Consider the following 16,826-nt stretch of genomic DNA (forward strand, 5'->3'; position numbering starts at 1 on the left):
TATGCCCGATATGACCGAGCACAACACCCCAGCCTCACCATCCTTACCACCTCTGGCGCAGTCTTTAATCCTCACCACCCCCGCACAACCTGTCCCCAATGTGGAGGGTCCTCACGCGCAGGCTGGTTCCGGGGTAGAGCAGAATCAGCAGCAGGTGTGGGAGGATGTCGAGGCTATCCGTCTGCTTGTCTCGGAGAGACTCAGCTCTGACCCGGAAATCCTCACCAGCGACAGTGAACAGCAGCGTCACCAGGGGGCACGGGCCATTATCAGCCGTGTTATCTCTGAGACCAAGAGCTCCCTGCTGGCCACGGAGGGTGAGATCAGTAAGTGGGATAACGAGTACACCCACCAGATCGCTCAAGCGGTCTTCGACGCGATCTTCCGGCTCGGGCGGCTACAACCGCTCGTGGATAACCCCGAGATCGATAACATCCACATCCACGGCTACGACGAGGTCTTCGCCGAATTTACCGACGGCACCCGCCGCCGCATGCCACCGATAGCAGGCAGCGACCAGGAGCTCATGGAGATGATCCGGCATATCTCCGAGTCCCAAGGTGAGGCCTCCCGCCCGTTCTCTACCGCAAACCCCGATCTTGACCTGGATATTATGGGGTATATCCGTCTGGCGGCGGTAGCACCCCCGATCGCGCAGCGTCCCACCGTTATCCTGCGTATCCACCGGTATATCGACATCACCCTCGATGACCTGGAGAACCTGAACACTCTCACACGGGAGGTTCGGGACTTCCTCACCGCCGCGATTACCGCCCGTAAGTCTATTGTGGTCGCTGGTGACCCTGGCGACGGTAAGACCACGCTCATGCGTGCTCTTGCGGCGGTCATTGACCCGACCGAGCAGATTGTCACGATCGAAAAAGAGCGTGAGCTGCACCTGAACGATCAGCGTCACCGGGTGCTGCCGGTGATTGAGATGCAGTACCGACCCGGCACCGGTGAGAAAGACGCAGCGGGCCATAACGTGGGTGAGTACACGCTCAAGCAGTGCGTCGAAAAGGCGCTGCGCCTGAACTCTTCACATATTATGGTCGGTGAGGTCCGCGGCTCAGAAATCTCATCGCTCATTGAGGCGATGCAGATCGCCGGCGGCACCTTCTGCACCGTGCATGCCTACTCCCCGGAGAAAGCGATCGACCGTCTTGCCGGTCTGGCGATGGCAGACGGGTACACCTACGATTACGCCTCCCGGCAGCTGGCAGACTCGCTGGATTTTATTGTGCAGATGAAAAAGATTCGGGATCCCTATAGCGGGCAGATTGTCCGTAAGGTCACCCATGTTAGTGAAGTCCTCGCCGGAGAAGGCGGGCGGCAGGTGAGCGTCAACAACATTTTTGAGATGCCGGAGGGGTGGGCAGACCCCGTCTTCCGATCCGCCCCCACCAACCCGAAAACTCTCTCGGATCTTCACCATATTGGGTGGCAGGCACCCCTACAGGGGGTGTACAGCTCGTGAGTACCATCCTGATCGTCCTAGCCGTCATGGTCTGTATTGGTGGTCTTACCCTTCTGATGATCGCTGTAGCAACCCGCAACGATGAGACCCTAGAGAACACTGCCCCGCCAGGGGCACTGCAACAGCGGTACCTCACGCTGCAGGATAAGATACGTCGTATCGACACGACCCGTCTTATCCTCAGCATCCTCGCCGGGCTGATCTTTTGGGTGCTGCTGCGCTGGCCTATTATGGTCATCATCGTCCCCATCCTGATCTTTATGGGTCCGGCCCTGTTCCTGCCTAAGGATAAGTCCGTGGATCTGCTGGACAATATTGCCGCATGGACGCATAACCTGGTCGGGCTTATCAGTACAGGCTCCCATCTGGAGGGTGCTCTGAAGGCCTCCTACTCGAATGCGGGTGATACGCTGCGTCCTCACCTGCGCAAGCTCATCGCGCGTCTGAATTCGTCTTGGCGGACAGAGCGGGCGCTGCGGGCATTCGCTCAAGATCTCAATGACCCCACCGCCGATTTAGTGGTCTCCTCCCTCATCCTAGCGGCACGCCAACGCGGGCAGGGACTTGCGGACGCTCTTAGCGAGCTGGCAAGGCAGACCCGTGAGGAGGTCTCGGTACGCCGTGAGATTATCGCTACCCAAGCGACCCCGCGTACCACAGTAGCCATCATCAACATCCTCATTTTGGGTCTTATCGTGGCAGTACCTTTCATCCCCACGCTCTCGGGTCCATACCGCAGCCCACTAGGGCAGATCGTCTTTGCCGCTCTAGTCGCTTTCGCACTGCTGGTACTGAGGATGATGCGGATGCGTATCACCCCAGATCCTATCCCCCGTATCCTCACCGATGATCCTACCGGTGCGGCTCATCCTCAGGAGGTACGCTCATGATGATTGTCTTACTAATCCTCTGCGGTGCTGCCGCCGGGTGGGGTATCGCTCTACTACTATCCCCACTACTGCCGCAGCAGGTACAGCTCACCAGCGCCTTAGAGAATCTGCAGGTACACAAGCCTAGCCTGCAGCAGGCTCAGGGTGAGGAGATCACAGTCCGCACCCCGGATCGTCAAGAGCGTGTGGGCGCGTGGGTTATCGCTCACCTACCCGAGAGTAAGCGGCTACAAAAATTTGTGGGTGTCAATGCTGCCGACTTGGAGATCCTGGGTATCTCCAAGACCGAATTTTACTATCAGCGGGCACTCTGGGCTCTCATCGGAGGTATCACCCCGCTGGCGCTGAGCATGACAATGGGACTACTGGGGATCCCGCTAATTATCCCGATCCTGCTCATCCTTCCGGGCATGGGACTAGGATGGTACCTACGGGCACTGCAACTCAAAGAGCGTGCTGAGCAGGCACGGCATGATTTCACCCGCTCCGTAGCGGTCTTCTTAGAGCTAGTCGCGATGGAACGCCGCCGCGGGGCAGCACCCTCAGTCGCCCTAGAAAACGCAGCCTCAGTCGGCAACTCGTGGGTGTTCACCCGTATCGCACGCACCATCGCATATGCTAAGTACACGTATCAGCAGCCGTGGGAAGCACTCGTGACCTTAGGTGAGAGCATCCAGGTCTCCTCCCTGATTGAGGCGGCTAAGATCGTGCAGCTGGCTGGTGAAAGCGGTGCCGCCGTGTATACGTCCCTCAAGAGTGCGGGATCCTCACTGCGTGTTAAGATGCTCAACGAGACCCATGAGAAAGCGAATCGTGACAGCGAATCACTTAGCGTTTTTATTCCGCTGTTGTCTATCGTGTTTATCGGGATTATGCTCTTCCCGCTCATGCTTAATCTGATCCGCTCCTAGATAAGATCTACCAGGGGGTAGGAATGATGCTCGATATTTTTGAACATCGTGCAACTCTTCTTTATGATAAGCCAGTCTCTACTACGTATGAGACGGATCGCATCCTCATCACCGTGAAAACTCGCCCTTAGCCATCAAAATCATACGGGGAGACAGTATACATCGCAGGACTACGCATAGACCCCGACCCCGAGGTTCTACGGGGAGCCGTCCATACGCGCGAGAGAAACCCCCATCCTCTTACCCGTTATCGTTAGTAACCATCCGGGAGGACGCCTCAGCGGTACCGGTGACCTGGGAGAGACCGACAATCCCTAAAAAATACGTTTTCGCGGTTTTGCTGGTGCGCACATGCACCATCTCACCCTCAACCCAAACATCTCCGTTGAGGTTGGCAGCGGCGAGAGCCTGCCGCCCCTCAGCGACAGCACGAGTACTATCGACACCCCCACGATGCCCGTATGTGCCAGCATCAGCAGCGATACGAGCCACCGATTGGGCATCAGCATAAGCGTCAGACTCAGCAGAGACCTTAACACCGTAATCGATCACCAAGCCTGCCAGCAGCAGCAGGATCGGTACCATCAGCAGCACTGCGACCGCATTTGATGATCCGCTCTGGCAGCGTGCACGTAGGCTCTGCCACCAGGCAGAGCCTACGATCCAAGCTCTTATGATCTCCACCCGACCAGCATACCACCATGTTTCATAAAATACAATATATTATATTTTATATAACATTATTTCCTGCGGGGGTGAGGGCGGCGGTTGAGGTAGTCCGGGCGGCGCTGATAATCCGGATGTTCACGACGTGGCGTACTCTCACGACGCTGTGGGCGGGACGGATCGTGATACTGCACCCACCCCTTACCGTCTTTGACCATAATCTGAGGCTTACCGTGTACCTGCTGGATCCGCTGGGCACGACGCTCACTGTGCCGTACCATCGACTGCCCGACGACTTGGGATCCTAACGCCACAGCCGGGGATAACCCGACAACACCGGCGACAGCACCAGCGGTAGCGATCCGGTTACCCCGCTTATTCTGCTTTTGTACCCGCTCGTACTGCTTTTGTGTCTTATCATCCTGGTAGGTCTTTTTAGAGTGACGTATCCGCTTACCATTACTGTCATACGACCGCTGATCCAGAATGTTGTCGTTCCGGCGGGAGGGGCGGGAGAGGAACCGCATCCCGGATCGGGCAGATTGAGCGTGGAGTATCTGCCGACGAGACCCAGAACCCCGACCGAACCCGCCGCCGGTAGGAGCTGCACGCCCGGGCGGCCCCTCAGCACCGGCCTTACCGCTAGTACCCGATGACCGTGGGGCTGCCGGGGCGGAAGCGGGGAACCGTGCCGGAGCGGCTTTACCGCCAGAGCCGCGTAGCCCCATACCCGCAAGCCGCTGCGAGAGACTGGACCCGCTAGATTTAGCCTTATGAGAGAGCTGGATAAGCTTGACAGCCATGATCACCACGATAATAGCGACCACCACCGACTTGAGGACTACCGGCCAGCTACTCGTAGCGTTTTTATACTCATCCAGCAGGTAGAGGTAGATAATCAGCAGCCCCACATACACTCCGACCATCGCCGCGCCCAAGATAGTGTTCACGAAATCGGTGAAAAACCGGGAGCGGTCCACTAGCGGGAAAAGCGCCTTCCACGCCGAGATCATGGCCTTAATACCGCTCCAGCAGGCGTCAAAGACGGATTGGATAATTTTCCATACCGCCGCGATCATCAGTACCGTCACCCCAAGCGTCTCGAACGCGAAGCTCAGTAAAATCGCGAGTTTGAACCAGTTCGCGGTCGTCACAAATTTTTTGGTGTAGGAGCATTCCCCTTCCCCGTAGATATGCTCACGCATATCCTTCTCCGGAATATTGTTCGGGTCGCGCTTATTAATCTCCTCGGTAAATTTCTCCTTACATTTACCGTTCGTGTCCAGGTTCGCCCCGAACACGACCGCCTGAGATGGCTCACGCAAGAGCATATCCACCAGGGACGAGGTGATCCTATCCGCCGGAGAGCCGCCCGTCTTGCCCAAATCCTGATTCCGCTGATCCTTACCGTCATGCCCTGCTTGATGAGAGGGCACAGCCCCGTCCTTACGATAGTAGACGCTCTCCCCCAGGTCTTGACCCCACCGGATCGCCTTGTTAAACCACGCCCCGTCCTGCTCTTCAAAGCTCTTTGAGGCTTGCGCCGAGTTCGTTGGCCCCTGCAGCGAGTTAACTAGGTTAACACCGGGACCAATCACCAAAACTGCGATGAACAGCACCACGGTGAGCTCCGCGATAGCCGCCCCCTTACGTTTCAGGAAGAAAAAGGAGACGCAGACGGCTAGGGCGGTTGCGGTGAGGGCGAGTGGCTCAAGACCGAGTTGAGATACGAGCTGCTGAACCTGCCCCGCGACGGTCCCGATAGGTGAGAGGATCATCCCCAACCACTCAAAAGACAGCACCCAGTGGACGATCGCTAATAGTGCCACCACATAGAAGTAGTGTCCGCTCCAGAGCAGATCTAAGACGGTGCCGAGGATAGTCTTATCGAAGGTCCACATGTCCCCACGGTCAAGCGGTAAGGTAGAGTACTTACCGATCTCTACCCCCTGGGTATCGTGCAGACTCCCGCCCGGCAAGAAGAAGGTGTTCGCGTCTCCTGAGGAGTGTGTCATATCGGCAGCGTGTGCGGCACGAGCACCTATGATGATGAAAAACATATAGATGCTGAAAATTTTGATGGCGCGCCCACGCCGCGGGTGCTCACACATCCACAAGTGCACCCGTGAGATCAGGTCGTTAAGCACATGCCGGGGATACATCTCATCCATACGTCATCTCTCTATCTCTGCCGAAAAACCCTAAGGTGGGCTATCACAGATATAGAAGTACCGCTGGGCGGGACGGATGTGACATGCTGACCCGAAAATTTTTTCCCCTCCTTATTTAGGCTGCCTGCGACGCAGAGGAGGCTGCGCGGCTCTTAGGCGGAGTTGTCAAGGTTGCTGCTCGGCGTACCGGATCCAGCGGAAGCTGAATCTGGATTTTTCCGATCCTGGATTTCACGTCCCGGTACAGGCACTCACCGGCACGCTCAATCACTGGTTTATTATCCCGTCCTAGAGGCGAAAAACCTTTGACAAGCTCACGGTACTCATAGGTGTTATACCCCTCAGCCAGCCACTCCAGATTTTCACCGGCAATCGTATCCGATGAGCGGAACACAAACCGGTGCGGGATGAGCCCTTGCAGAGTTTTCGACCCGAAATCGGAGGAGACATGCGACCCTAATCCGGTTGCCGCCTTATGCTTACGGCCACGACGGATCATATCAATGATTTTGCCTTCCCCTTCCGGGGATGCCGTCATATGGGCTGCCTCGTCCACCATGAACAGGGACTCGCGGGTATCATCACCGGTACAAATCGCGTATGCGACCGAGGCGATATGCCCATAGGTTGCGTACCCGATCTTCTTCTCCGGCAGCATCGCACGACGCAGACGATAATCTGAGAGCTCATAATCCTCAGGCAGCCTGAGCCCATGCGTACAAAATACGATCGCCGAGGAGGAAAAGCTCAACACTGGCAGCGACTCGTCAAAGAGGTACTTGCCGTAATCATCGAGCATGACCGTGTCCATCAGCAGTCCCACATCCTTAGCAACCTGCCGCAACTCAGCGGGTACACCATGTCCCGTATGCAGAGCATCCCGCAGTCCACGCATCGAGGCAATCCCTGCCTGCCGCAGGTTCTCCGGGTGCATCACCTGCGCAAGCATCCCGCCCTCTTGACTGGAGGAGTCCAAGGTGAAGAGCATCGAGAATAAGGACATCACATCACGGTAGGCACGCTGTGTCGGCCCGTGTAACCGCAGCGGGTCCAGTGAGTACTGAGGATCCTCAAAATCTAAGACGGTTGCGTCAGCAATCGCCTTACCCAACGCTGCCCACTCCTGATTCTCAGAGTGATCCACCGCCACCATTTGTCCGCCCCGGTCAATCGTGTGGGACGAGACAGTCTTTAAGAATGCGGATTTACCGGATCCCAGCTCCCCAACAGCACCGAAAGAGCCTGACTTATCTGCCTCAGCGTTCCCGCCCAGGTTCATCAGCACCTGGGTACGCCGCCCCGACGAGAGGTTATCCGCAATATAAAACCCGGTCTTCTCCCCCAGCTCAGTACTTACCAACGGCACCCCGTACGAAAAAAACTGGCCGGTAGTAACCTGCGTAAGCTCATTAGCAACCCGCGATAGTGATGCTCCGGGGAGCATATCCCACCACAGGTGCCACTGATCTCCCAACGGGGCGTCCAAGATGAAATCCTGGGAGGCGTACACCTCCTGCACATAGCGGGCCTTCTCCTCAACCTCCTCAGGGTCTCCTCCACCCACCGCAAAGATCATGGATGCTGACACCTGAACCTCCAGGTCCGAGGCGTTAAGTGCCTGCACATACTCAGCAAGCTCCATCGCCTTCTGCTCCAGATCAGAGGACCCACCCGAAATCTGATACTGGCCACCAGACTGCTGAATATACTGGTCGTTGAGGTTTTGCTCAGACTTCTTATTATCACGCTGCGCCTTATGCTTCGTTTCCGTCGTAACACGGACCGCGAAATCGCAGTCAACCGGCATACGATTCACCATCTCCAAAAACTCCCCACCGGGGAATTCAAACCCCGCCATCGGGGTGGAGGACATCACCATCATGCACTGATACGACGGTGGGCATGAGGGATGCTCCACCTTAACATACCGCCGCTTAAACTGCTCCAGCCGCCCTAAAGCGCCCTCATAATCGCTCAACCCGCCCTCATCCAATAAGGGCTCCGGCAAACCCCGTAAGTTCACCCACGACTGCCCCACCTCATCAGAGAGAGGATACGGCAAATCAAGCCCCAATCCGCGTTTTTGGGCATGATCAAAAATCCACTGCACCTTCTGTGTCGAAGCCGGTTTCGGGTTGAAATAGCTCGGGATACGGAAGCTCAACTCCCGCGCAGCCTGCCGCCATTTAGCCTCTAACGCCTCAGGAGGCGGGCACACCGGAACCGACATCGCCAGCTTCATCTTCTGATCTGCCACGAACGCCATCTCTTTGAAACGCTGGATGGGGTGCATCCATCCCGAAAGTGGTGCCACCAAAAAGTAGATGCGCTCACCGGAGGGGTTCCCCTCGAATTTTTCCATGGCGAGGTTTGCCTCGTTCAGCCAAGCGGGGCATCGCTGTAGGTCTACCCCCTCCAGCATCGCGTTAACGACGTAGCTTGGATCGGTATCAGCGAGGAGCCCGAGGATGGTGTAGTCCCCGAGGAGCCCTTGATAGAGTGCTTGGTGGTGGGCGCGGGTTGATTCCTTATGCTCTGGTAAGGAGTACCCGTAGGGTAGTCCCTCAAGCTCGAAGATGGCGTATGCGATACCGTCACGGGTGACGAAGATGTTTTCGCGTCCCCACAAGATAGGGTTTTGGGTGGTCGTGCTCATCCTTATCTCCTCCGCTGGGAGTTTTCATGGTCTATCATCACCATAGAAGTACCGCTGGGCGGGGCGGATGTGACAGCAGCGAAAAAAATTCTTGTCCCTTATCAGGGTTTTCTCAGAAATTTAGGCTCAAAGGAATATTTCTAGAGCATTGAGGGAAATAAGTATATACTTATTTCAGGCAGGCACCCGCTGCAACGGGCACCTGCCTGGACGTCATATCAGCTAGCTGCTGATGACGTCGATCAGGTTCGCGATCGCTTCGATGAGCCGTGCGACGGCATTAACAATTCGCACGATCATCGAAGCGATTTTGCTTACCCTTTTCGACATTCCGCCCACCCCCCTTCTTGGTACAACCCCTCCACGACCGGTTCGCTGGTGTCTCGTGGGGGTGTGCCGCGCAGGGGGCATTTTTAGTCTACTACGGTACCCAAGAAAAACACCCCCTTGACATCTACGTCCCTATCGGGGTTTTCTGTTTCGTGTCTTGCCGGTAGGTAGTGGTGATGCCCCGACCCTGTGAAGGGTCGGGGCATCATAGTGTGCACACGATTTTCTTGCGGATTCCTTATTGGCGGGGTGTACGTGCTTGGGCGAGGATAGCCTCTAGTGAGGTACGTGCCGCCGGTACCTGCCTGTGAGGTGGGGTATCTGCCCTGGTAATCGGTGGCTGTGGAGGCTGATATGATTCCTCCACCTGGTGGTATTTTTTCGGGCGGCTCTTGGCGGCATGCTTCACCCGTAGGGGCTTCCCCTTATAGATCCCAGCACGAGACTGCACGAATCCTGCCGAGGTTGATAACGCCGCGTTGAGGAGGTTCCGGCGGGTTGAGGGAATCCTCCCGGACGCCCACGCAGCACCCCACCCCACACCAAGGCATAAAGGCATATCGATGATGATGTTCCCTAACCCCCACAATCCTTGGTTGTTGGTCTGCCACATGAGGAAGATGGTGACGGCACCGATAACAACCTGCAGGATGGTGTAGGGTCCACCCCAGATTTTAGAGCCATCCATCAGACGCCCAATCAGCACCGGGATCTTACGGCTGCGGGTAAAAAATTTCCCGACACGGATTTCCTGCTGATGCTCATCCATGATGTCCCCTTACCGTGTCCTAAACGAGGGTGTGATTATCCGGTACCTGCACAACCTGCACGGCTGCGGCCTGATCCCCGGTGTTTTTGACGGTCTCGTCGAGCTGGTTTTTACCCCAGTCCACACCACCGCTGACTGCCCAGGCGATAATTGCGCCGGTTAGCAGCCCCACAAAAAGTTTCCAGAGCTTAAAGCCGCGGGTACACGACACCGCGATCACCGCGACAATAGCGATGAGATATCCTACAGCTTGAAGCGCGGTCACACCCCGGTTAGAGAAATTCTGGGTGAACTGGAAAAAGTCGGCTAGGGGTACCGAGGTGGCCTGCATGACGGTGTACAGCATTATTTTTTATCTCCTTCTGACTGCTGCTTGACGGGAATCTGATCGATCGACTCGATTTCCCAACGACCGTCACGAGCCTTGACGGTCAAAAAATAGGTGGTGGTCTGTGCGGATTTACCCGAGCTGGTACGAGCTACCACCGACAGGTGTGCTTTCGCACCGTTTTTGCGGATCGTCTTATCTGTCAGATCCACATCCGAGCGGATCTCCTGCACGGAGACCTGCTCATACGGTGCCGGGGTGACCGGCAGAATACTGCTGCCCGGGGTGGTATAACGGCTCACCTCTCCTACACCCGTGAGATAAGCCGTCAAAAACTCGTTCACTGTGGCAGATGCTTCGGTCGAATTCACCGGCTTCGAGTACCCCAGATTTAGGTTTCCTGAGGCACTTGCGGGGGCAGAGATCGGGGTTGGTAGCCCTACCACGGAAATCCCCCCGGACCCGTCGACACGTAAGACGACTTGCCACCATCGGGGAGTCCACACCTCAACCCGCTTTCCTCCCTCTTGCTCCTGAACGGTTTTTGTCTCTCCGGTAACCCGCACCGAAATCAGGTCACCGTTTTTGGTGAATCCTGCCTGGCGCAGGTTGCGGTACTCGGTAGGCTCTTGGGAGTTGACCGTCACCTGAGCGTACTGATCCAAGGCGGCGTGGTCTGATCCTGTAGCAGAGAGCCAGGCCTGTACATATCCAACAGCTTGTGCCTGTGCTGAGGTGTCTGTCATATCCAAGGAGGTCGCCGCGACAGGCTTTTGCTGTGCTGCTCGCGCGTTAATATCCTCTAGAGCCAGGTAGCTCATTCCTCCAAGCCCGAGTCCTAAGGCGATAGCACCGTAGATACCGACAGAAATCAGCCGGGTCCCAACCCTATTGACAGCAGAGGATTTCGTGCTGGGCAGCCACTGCTGATCCTGAGACGATTCGTCCCTATCGGCACTTTTCTGTCGAGTGCGGGATTTTGAGAAAAAAGATTTCTTTTTCTGCGGCTTTGGTGCTTGGGGCGTCTCAGGGGCAGGTGCCGCCTGGTACGCCTGCTGCCCACCAGCGGATCCAGGGAGGGACGGATCATACCCATACTGCTGGGACGGTACCTGAGGGTACGCCCGCCGATCCTGAGGGTGCGTATATACAGGCTGCTGCTGGGGGTACTCATACCCGACAGGTGCCTGCCCTAAAGCATCGTGACCCCTCATCCCGTAGGGCTGCCCCTCGTGCGGTAACTGCCCCGCCGAATGCTGAGGATTCTCAGGATACCCCTGATACCCTGCACTCTCAGGTTCCGGGTGCGACGGTTGTGACAAGATTTTTTTGAGCACCATCGTTACTCTTCCTCATACTCGACTGTCTCGTACCCGGTACGGATACGATGAGCTGCACCATTAGCATCCGCAAGCTGACGTGAGGCTAACACCTGCTGCAGCTGATGCTGTGCCACCGGGCTAAAGGGGTCCTCTAAAAGCTGCGCCATCGATGTTGTCAGCTCATCTTCAGCCTGCGCAAGCACCCCCATATCCTCTAGAGCTTCACGCCATGCACGCTCCGTCACCAGCAGTACCTCCTGTAAAAAATCGTTATCTGCTCTATAGAAGTGCACGGGTGGGAGGAGGTTGTGACAAAAAGATTGAAAAATATTTTTGCCCTCCTGACTAGGGCAAACACGATTTTTTCCAGAGAGCTCAACCTCAGGGGGCTTAAAAAATCCAGAAATTTGTCCAGTCTGGATTTGCTCCGATGGAATCGTCAGTTACCCGATTCCATCAGGAGACCCTTTTCATGAGCACCGCGACCATCACCGCTTCCGCCCTGTCCTATATGAACACGCAATGGGAGAATTTAGCGGATACCCCCCTCGTCTTTGAGGGTCAGCCTATGACAGCATGCGAAATCCGAGATACCCTCTACCGAGTTAAGGGACAGCAGCGGGATCAGATCTGGTCCGCTGCCATTAAGACCGCGCAGGCAGGGCATCAGCTCATGGAGCGTATCTTACTGCAAGCGGTTATCCCGCAGGTACTGCGGTATATCCGCACCACACGCTGCCTCGGGGAATACGCACACCGAGGAGACTGGGACGAAGCATTCTCGATCGGAATGACCGCGTTCTTAGACGCACTGAAGACCTTCCCAGTAAGTACCTGCCAGAAGTCGGTGATGGGTACCCTGTACCTGAATGCGCTGCACCGGATTACCTCCTACACCCCACGTCAGGAGCCGCACGTGATCCTCAGTGAATCAGTGCAGGGGCTTGAGCCCTCAGATGAGGTGATGCGTGATGACGCTCAGGAGGCCGCAGAGAAGGTACAGCAGCTACTGGGGTGGGCATGTGAGAGCGGCACCCTGACAGAGAGTGAAGCGAGGATGCTGATGCTGTATTACCGTGACCCGGTGCAGGCTGCGACGGAGTGTGGTGTTAGTGCTGCTGCGATGCGTAAGCGTGCCGAGCGGCTGCGGGAACGTATCCGGGTGAGCATGGTACACGTCGGCGGCATCTAAAACCACAACCCAAAAAATTAGGAGGGGGTACACCCATGATGGGTGTACCCCCCTGGTATGTGTACCCCTCAGAGCAGACGATAACCGTGTTATCAAAGAGGGGTACGCCAGGGTAACCACACCCCCAAGCATTATATGGTGATTATATTATGTATAGTATGGCTACCATATAGTGTTTGGGTCGTGGATACCTGTATTTCTGAGACTAGGTTACTCTTGGGTGCTCCTTATTATCCCTATCGGGGTTTTCTGCTGTACACCTAGATATGCGTTGAGGGGCTTGGGATCAGACTGCACTCTGCCTGATGCCAAGCCTCTCAACACACCCATATATTATATTGTGTATTATATTGTGCTTTAGGGTGCTACGTTGCGTGCTGCCGCGTCCGTGACCACAATATCCTTACCCTCAAACGGGACCGCATGCACGATCTCACCCGACTGATCCCCCGCCTGCCAGGACACCTGCCACAGCACCTCGCCTTCTAGATGATACCGACCCTGAACACGCGGCTGATACGAACACGATGGTGAGGGCTGCTGTAGGTGTTGATCAGCAGCAGCAGCCTTACCCAACGACTTACACTGAAGATGGGCCGAGCGAGGACCGGTGACATTAATATTGACCCCCACCGGCTTAAAGGTCATGCGCACATGGGTCGGTCCGTCAGATTTCTCCTCCACCAACGGAGTATCCAACGCAGTGCGGGCGTCTGTATTCGCCGGAACCCACAACCATAAATGAGCCTTCGTATACAACGGGTCGGACGGGTCTTTCGGTAGTGAGGCGATCGTGAAACGATCAAAATGATGATCAGCGATAGCCTCACGCGCCACCTGATACCCGCTCTTGGCGGCCCGGTTATACCGAGCCTGATCCTCTGGGGAAATTACTACTGCTCCAGCATGCCCACCCCGTGAGGAGTCCGACGCTGGTGCACAATGGAAAACCCCAGAACCATCCTCCAACTTCTGCTCAGCCTGACCGGCATAACAATCCCCTGGAGCGTAATACCACTCCGACTTACCGTCATTCTCACGTGTACACGGGATATCCTTACCATCCCGACTAGCGCAAGTCTGCTCCTCCAAAGGCACCTCAGGGGTAACCACAATCTGCTGGGTCGGCTTCCTCTCTGCGGAGTTATCATTACTCTGCGCAGTACCACCAGCATCAGACCCAGGAGCAATGTCGACACCACTACAGCGGTCACTATTACAGCTCACTCCGCTGTCGGCCTGTGCCGTCGGAGGCACTACGATCACGCTGCTCAAGGCGAGGGTGAGCGCGGCAGCACTGGCGAGGATCTTATTACGTCGCATCATCACACCCCTCACCTAGTCACACCCATAATGATCGACCCGATAACTCACCAGGTAGTAGTACCCGTCAGCATGACGCTCGATAATCGTATCCATCGTACGCTTAGCCTTATCGTCCGGGACGGATTTGGAACCGTCAGCATTACGGACTCCCGACCAGTTCTCACAGACTCGCAGCTGTACTAGACCATGCTCCCAGACCTTGCCGTCATTAAACTCGATCTTGCTGGCGTTATACATCTCTAGCAGACCCACCTCAACTTGACCCTTACCAGAGCCGAGATTATTATCCACCATCCTGGCGTGAGCCTCTTGTAGCTGCTTGAGAGCATCCCCCTCGGTGAATTTTTTCAGGTCGTTATCGGAATAATTTTTCAGCTCGTCCTCACTGCTACCCCAAGCGTCTTGGACGCGGTTGTACTGCCTTACGGTCTCGAAAGCCTCCTTGCGGGCGGTTTCTTTCGTGTCCTTACTATCCGGTCCACCAATCTGAACCACCTGAGCCCCCGTGGGTTTCGGGGAGGGCTTAGCACTAGCAGACCCAGAAGAAGAAGTAGAAGCAGTGGCGGCGGGTGAGGACTCAGAGGATGCGGGTAGATCCCCCTCACTACTGTTATTGGAGGCTTGGCAGCCACCCAACAGCAGTGCCGCCACGACGGCAGTAGCAGGAGCAATGAGTAGTCTAGTGTTTCGGGTCATGAGTCTCGGGTCCTCTCCATATTAGGGGGTGTGCTGTCTCACGTAACTCTAGTCTATCGTGCGTGGGGGTCATCCTGCCGGATCCGTGGTCACCACTAGAGTGTATCCCCCCCTTGTTTTGGGGTTAGGCGTGATCGTTTTGTGTGTGGTACTGGTAGGCGTTCTCGTACCGGGTATAGAGGCTGCTGCCTAGGTTGTGCCCGGCACCTTGCAGCTGATTCTTGAGAGCTTCCCAGAGCTCTGTCAGGATGTCGGTGGGGATAGGATCCGCTGAGATGAGCTCAGCGGCGCAGGAGGGGCATACGGCCCCGTTGTAGGGGTCGTAGCAGATGATGCAGATCCCTCCGGTGGGTAGGGAGGAATTACCCTCGGTAGCAGGTACCTGCGCGGAGAGTGCTTCTCGGTGGGTAGCAACACGGATCGCGGCGGCGGTGAGGGCTTCACCGGTGAGCAGGGTGGGGTCTGCGGTGATCGCAACGGTTACGTACCGTTGGGGGGATCCTACGGGGGAGGCTGCGCGGGTGAGGATTGTTCCGATAGCGCGTTGTAGCCCGGTATCAGAGGTTCCCTCGGTGGTGATCCCGACGGTGCTAAGGTCTGCTCGTAGCTGGGTGAGGTCTACCCCGCGGTAAACCTCAGAGGACGGTGGTGGGGGTGGTGTGTCACTGGGTGGATCCTCTGCGGTGCTGTCACCGGTGAGGGGTCGGGGCTGGTAGGCCCAGTGTAGACCGGTGAGGTCTGATCCGGGGGAGGGGTGTAGGATGAGGCCTCGGAAGCCGCTGCGGGCTCCTGCCCCGACCTCGCTGACGAGAGCTTCGGGGTATACGCTCAGGGCATGTTCCAACCCCAGCCGAAAATTTTGTCGGAATTTTGTACTGGCGGTGGTGTTGGATCCGAATTGTCCCGCCAGCTGGTCCCAGCTGATGCGGGTGTCGGATTGTACGGAGGGCAGCCTGCTGGAGAGCCAGAGGAAAATATCGGCGGCGAGGGGGGATTTGGTGTGTGCGATCAGATCCCGCCACCTGGTGGTCATCACCGGCATAGCTCCTGAGCACAGGTACTCGTAGAATCCTGTCGAGAGGGTGATGGTTGACTGGTAATCTCCGTGCAGGTCCTCACCCTCTAGGCTGAAGTGGATACGACCGCGCTCACCGATCAAAAATTTTGAATATTCTTGTACAGCTGATCCATCATCGGTGGTGCGAGTGATGGTCATTTCACAGGACATGGCGAGGACGGCGCGTAGCTGTTTGAGGATGTCACGTGCCCGGGCACCGCCTGGCCAATCGACTCCCATATCCCGCAATAACGCCCAGACTGAGTGGGGTAGCTGGATCTCGCGGGAGCGTGTACGTAGAACCTCGGAGGCGAGGTACATCAGGATGATGCGGGGGTAGATACCGTAGGGCAGGTGCATGTGGGTCTGTCCCTGAGCATCGAGGTAGCTGCCTGCCGTTAGGGTCAGGGTGGTATCACCGTTATAGCGCTGCCAAAAGTACTCGTTGGGGTTGCGGTATGGCAGTGAGCACTGCACGAAAATCTTGGGATAGCTGTGCTGATCCTGCGAGAGAGCATCACTGCTCTGGGCAGGCTCGCGGCTGGATTTTGGGTATTCGGGTACGCTAAAATTTTCCATTGGAGACCTAGTCTTTGTAGGTTTTCCCACGGTCCCGGGACGATTGCTGCGTCGCCGGGGCCATTACTGTATTGGGTTGACGATGTTCAGCATAGCCTATAACCCCGGCATGATGCAATCATGCAACACGTCACAAGAGCGAGAACCCCTGATTTCTTATCTGACACCCGTATCTAAGTACCCTCACCGGCGAGGGTTGTGACACCAGGATCAAAAAAAATTTTGCGAAAGCCAATACAGGATCTAGGGGTGAAAAAATCATCATCGTCATCATCATCCTACCCGAGTTATCCACAGGCGACGCTTTTGCGCGCGCGGATGATGATAGGTAAATCGTTAAGGTAAGTCTTTAAGGGCGAAGCCACCCTCAAACCGCCTACTTCCCTGCAATGGCGCGGTAAAACGCCCCTGTGGAAAACCACCTTCCGTACCTAAACGCACGCACTTCCGTACCTA

14 protein-coding genes are annotated in these 16,826 nt (G+C 56.3%); 4 read left to right on the forward strand and 10 right to left on the reverse strand.

Annotated elements, in window-relative coordinates; all coding sequences use genetic code 11:
* Position 1: 1 nt before the first annotated feature.
* From HMPREF3164_RS04775 to HMPREF3164_RS04785, 3 genes are read left to right on the forward strand one after another with little or no spacing between them, the layout of a single operon-like run.
* A complete protein-coding gene (locus HMPREF3164_RS04775; RefSeq protein WP_070449291.1) occupies positions 2–1,477 on the forward strand; it encodes a TadA family conjugal transfer-associated ATPase in 1,476 nt (491 codons plus the stop codon).
* Positions 1,474–2,367 carry a type II secretion system F family protein gene (locus HMPREF3164_RS04780; protein ID WP_070449293.1) on the forward strand — a complete coding sequence of 298 codons (894 nt, stop codon included), beginning with the start codon at positions 1,474–1,476 and terminating at the stop codon, positions 2,365–2,367. Before HMPREF3164_RS04775 ends, HMPREF3164_RS04780 begins: the two co-directional genes overlap by 4 nt.
* Positions 2,364–3,278, forward strand: a complete 915-nt coding sequence (locus tag HMPREF3164_RS04785; protein ID WP_070449295.1) for a hypothetical protein — start codon at positions 2,364–2,366, stop codon at positions 3,276–3,278. Before HMPREF3164_RS04780 ends, HMPREF3164_RS04785 begins: the two co-directional genes overlap by 4 nt.
* Before the next feature lie 240 nt (positions 3,279–3,518).
* Here HMPREF3164_RS04785 and HMPREF3164_RS04790 read toward each other — a convergent pair whose 3' ends face one another.
* The 7 genes from HMPREF3164_RS04790 to HMPREF3164_RS04820 form a co-directional block, all read right to left on the reverse strand.
* A complete protein-coding gene (locus tag HMPREF3164_RS04790) occupies positions 3,519–3,962 on the reverse strand; it encodes a pilus assembly protein TadE (protein WP_141744105.1) in 444 nt (147 codons plus the stop codon).
* A 56-nt stretch (positions 3,963–4,018) separates the two neighbouring features.
* Positions 4,019–6,115 carry a hypothetical protein gene (locus HMPREF3164_RS04795; RefSeq protein ID WP_070449297.1) on the reverse strand — a complete coding sequence of 699 codons (2,097 nt, stop codon included), beginning with the start codon at positions 6,113–6,115 and terminating at the stop codon, positions 4,019–4,021.
* A 115-nt stretch (positions 6,116–6,230) separates the two neighbouring features.
* Entirely contained in the window at positions 6,231–8,771 is a 2,541-nt protein-coding gene (locus HMPREF3164_RS04800) for an ATP-binding protein (RefSeq protein WP_070449299.1), read from the reverse strand.
* 568 nt (positions 8,772–9,339) lie between these two features.
* Positions 9,340–9,870 (reverse strand): hypothetical protein, encoded by a 531-nt coding sequence (locus HMPREF3164_RS04805; protein WP_070449301.1) that lies wholly within the window; start codon positions 9,868–9,870, stop codon positions 9,340–9,342.
* A gap of 19 nt (positions 9,871–9,889) precedes the next feature.
* On the reverse strand, positions 9,890–10,216 hold the full coding sequence (locus HMPREF3164_RS04810) for a hypothetical protein (protein WP_070449303.1): 327 nt from the start codon (positions 10,214–10,216) through the stop codon (positions 9,890–9,892).
* On the reverse strand, positions 10,216–11,538 hold the full coding sequence (locus tag HMPREF3164_RS04815) for a conjugal transfer protein (protein ID WP_070449305.1): 1,323 nt from the start codon (positions 11,536–11,538) through the stop codon (positions 10,216–10,218). The genes HMPREF3164_RS04810 and HMPREF3164_RS04815 overlap by 1 nt, the downstream gene beginning before the upstream one ends.
* Positions 11,539–11,540: 2 nt before the next feature.
* The gene (locus tag HMPREF3164_RS04820) at positions 11,541–11,765 is read right to left on the reverse strand and encodes a hypothetical protein (RefSeq protein WP_070449306.1); all 225 of its coding nucleotides are present in this window, start codon (positions 11,763–11,765) and stop codon (positions 11,541–11,543) included.
* A gap of 227 nt (positions 11,766–11,992) precedes the next feature.
* On the opposite strand from HMPREF3164_RS04820, the gene HMPREF3164_RS04825 reads away from it, so the two are divergent.
* Positions 11,993–12,712: a sigma-70 RNA polymerase sigma factor region 4 domain-containing protein gene (locus tag HMPREF3164_RS04825; RefSeq protein WP_070449309.1), complete on the forward strand. Its 720-nt coding sequence runs from the start codon at positions 11,993–11,995 to the stop codon at positions 12,710–12,712.
* A gap of 357 nt (positions 12,713–13,069) precedes the next feature.
* Here HMPREF3164_RS04825 and HMPREF3164_RS04830 read toward each other — a convergent pair whose 3' ends face one another.
* The 3 genes from HMPREF3164_RS04830 to HMPREF3164_RS04840 form a co-directional block, all read right to left on the reverse strand.
* Positions 13,070–14,038 (reverse strand): hypothetical protein, encoded by a 969-nt coding sequence (locus tag HMPREF3164_RS04830; RefSeq protein ID WP_070449311.1) that lies wholly within the window; start codon positions 14,036–14,038, stop codon positions 13,070–13,072.
* A 12-nt stretch (positions 14,039–14,050) separates the two neighbouring features.
* Entirely contained in the window at positions 14,051–14,734 is a 684-nt protein-coding gene (locus HMPREF3164_RS04835) for a hypothetical protein (RefSeq protein WP_070449315.1), read from the reverse strand.
* Positions 14,735–14,858: 124 nt separating this feature from the next.
* Complete coding sequence (locus HMPREF3164_RS04840; protein ID WP_070449317.1) at positions 14,859–16,370, reverse strand: replication protein RepA; 1,512 nt, start codon at positions 16,368–16,370, stop codon at positions 14,859–14,861.
* Between the last annotated feature and the right edge of the window lie 456 nt (positions 16,371–16,826).

The sequence above is a fragment of the Rothia sp. HMSC08A08 genome (assembly GCF_001808385.1).
Classification (GTDB): Bacteria; Actinomycetota; Actinomycetes; order Actinomycetales; family Micrococcaceae; genus Rothia; species Rothia dentocariosa.

Bases quoted from the DNA above. Each gene is read 5' to 3' on its own strand.
- HMPREF3164_RS04775 (WP_070449291.1), top strand. From the start codon at position 2: ATGCCCGATATGACCGAGCACAACACCCCAGCCTCACCATCCTTACCA.
- HMPREF3164_RS04785 (WP_070449295.1), top strand. From the start codon at position 2,364: ATGATGATTGTCTTACTAATCCTCTGCGGTGCTGCCGCCGGGTGGGGT.
- HMPREF3164_RS04795 (WP_070449297.1), bottom strand. From the start codon at position 6,115: ATGGATGAGATGTATCCCCGGCATGTGCTTAACGACCTGATCTCACGG.
- HMPREF3164_RS04800 (WP_070449299.1), bottom strand. From the start codon at position 8,771: ATGAGCACGACCACCCAAAACCCTATCTTGTGGGGACGCGAAAACATC.
- HMPREF3164_RS04805 (WP_070449301.1), bottom strand. From the start codon at position 9,870: ATGGATGAGCATCAGCAGGAAATCCGTGTCGGGAAATTTTTTACCCGC.
- HMPREF3164_RS04810 (WP_070449303.1), bottom strand. From the start codon at position 10,216: ATGCTGTACACCGTCATGCAGGCCACCTCGGTACCCCTAGCCGACTTT.
- HMPREF3164_RS04815 (WP_070449305.1), bottom strand. From the start codon at position 11,538: ATGGTGCTCAAAAAAATCTTGTCACAACCGTCGCACCCGGAACCTGAG.
- HMPREF3164_RS04825 (WP_070449309.1), top strand. From the start codon at position 11,993: ATGAGCACCGCGACCATCACCGCTTCCGCCCTGTCCTATATGAACACG.
- HMPREF3164_RS04830 (WP_070449311.1), bottom strand. From the start codon at position 14,038: ATGATGCGACGTAATAAGATCCTCGCCAGTGCTGCCGCGCTCACCCTC.
- HMPREF3164_RS04835 (WP_070449315.1), bottom strand. From the start codon at position 14,734: ATGACCCGAAACACTAGACTACTCATTGCTCCTGCTACTGCCGTCGTG.
- HMPREF3164_RS04840 (WP_070449317.1), bottom strand. From the start codon at position 16,370: ATGGAAAATTTTAGCGTACCCGAATACCCAAAATCCAGCCGCGAGCCT.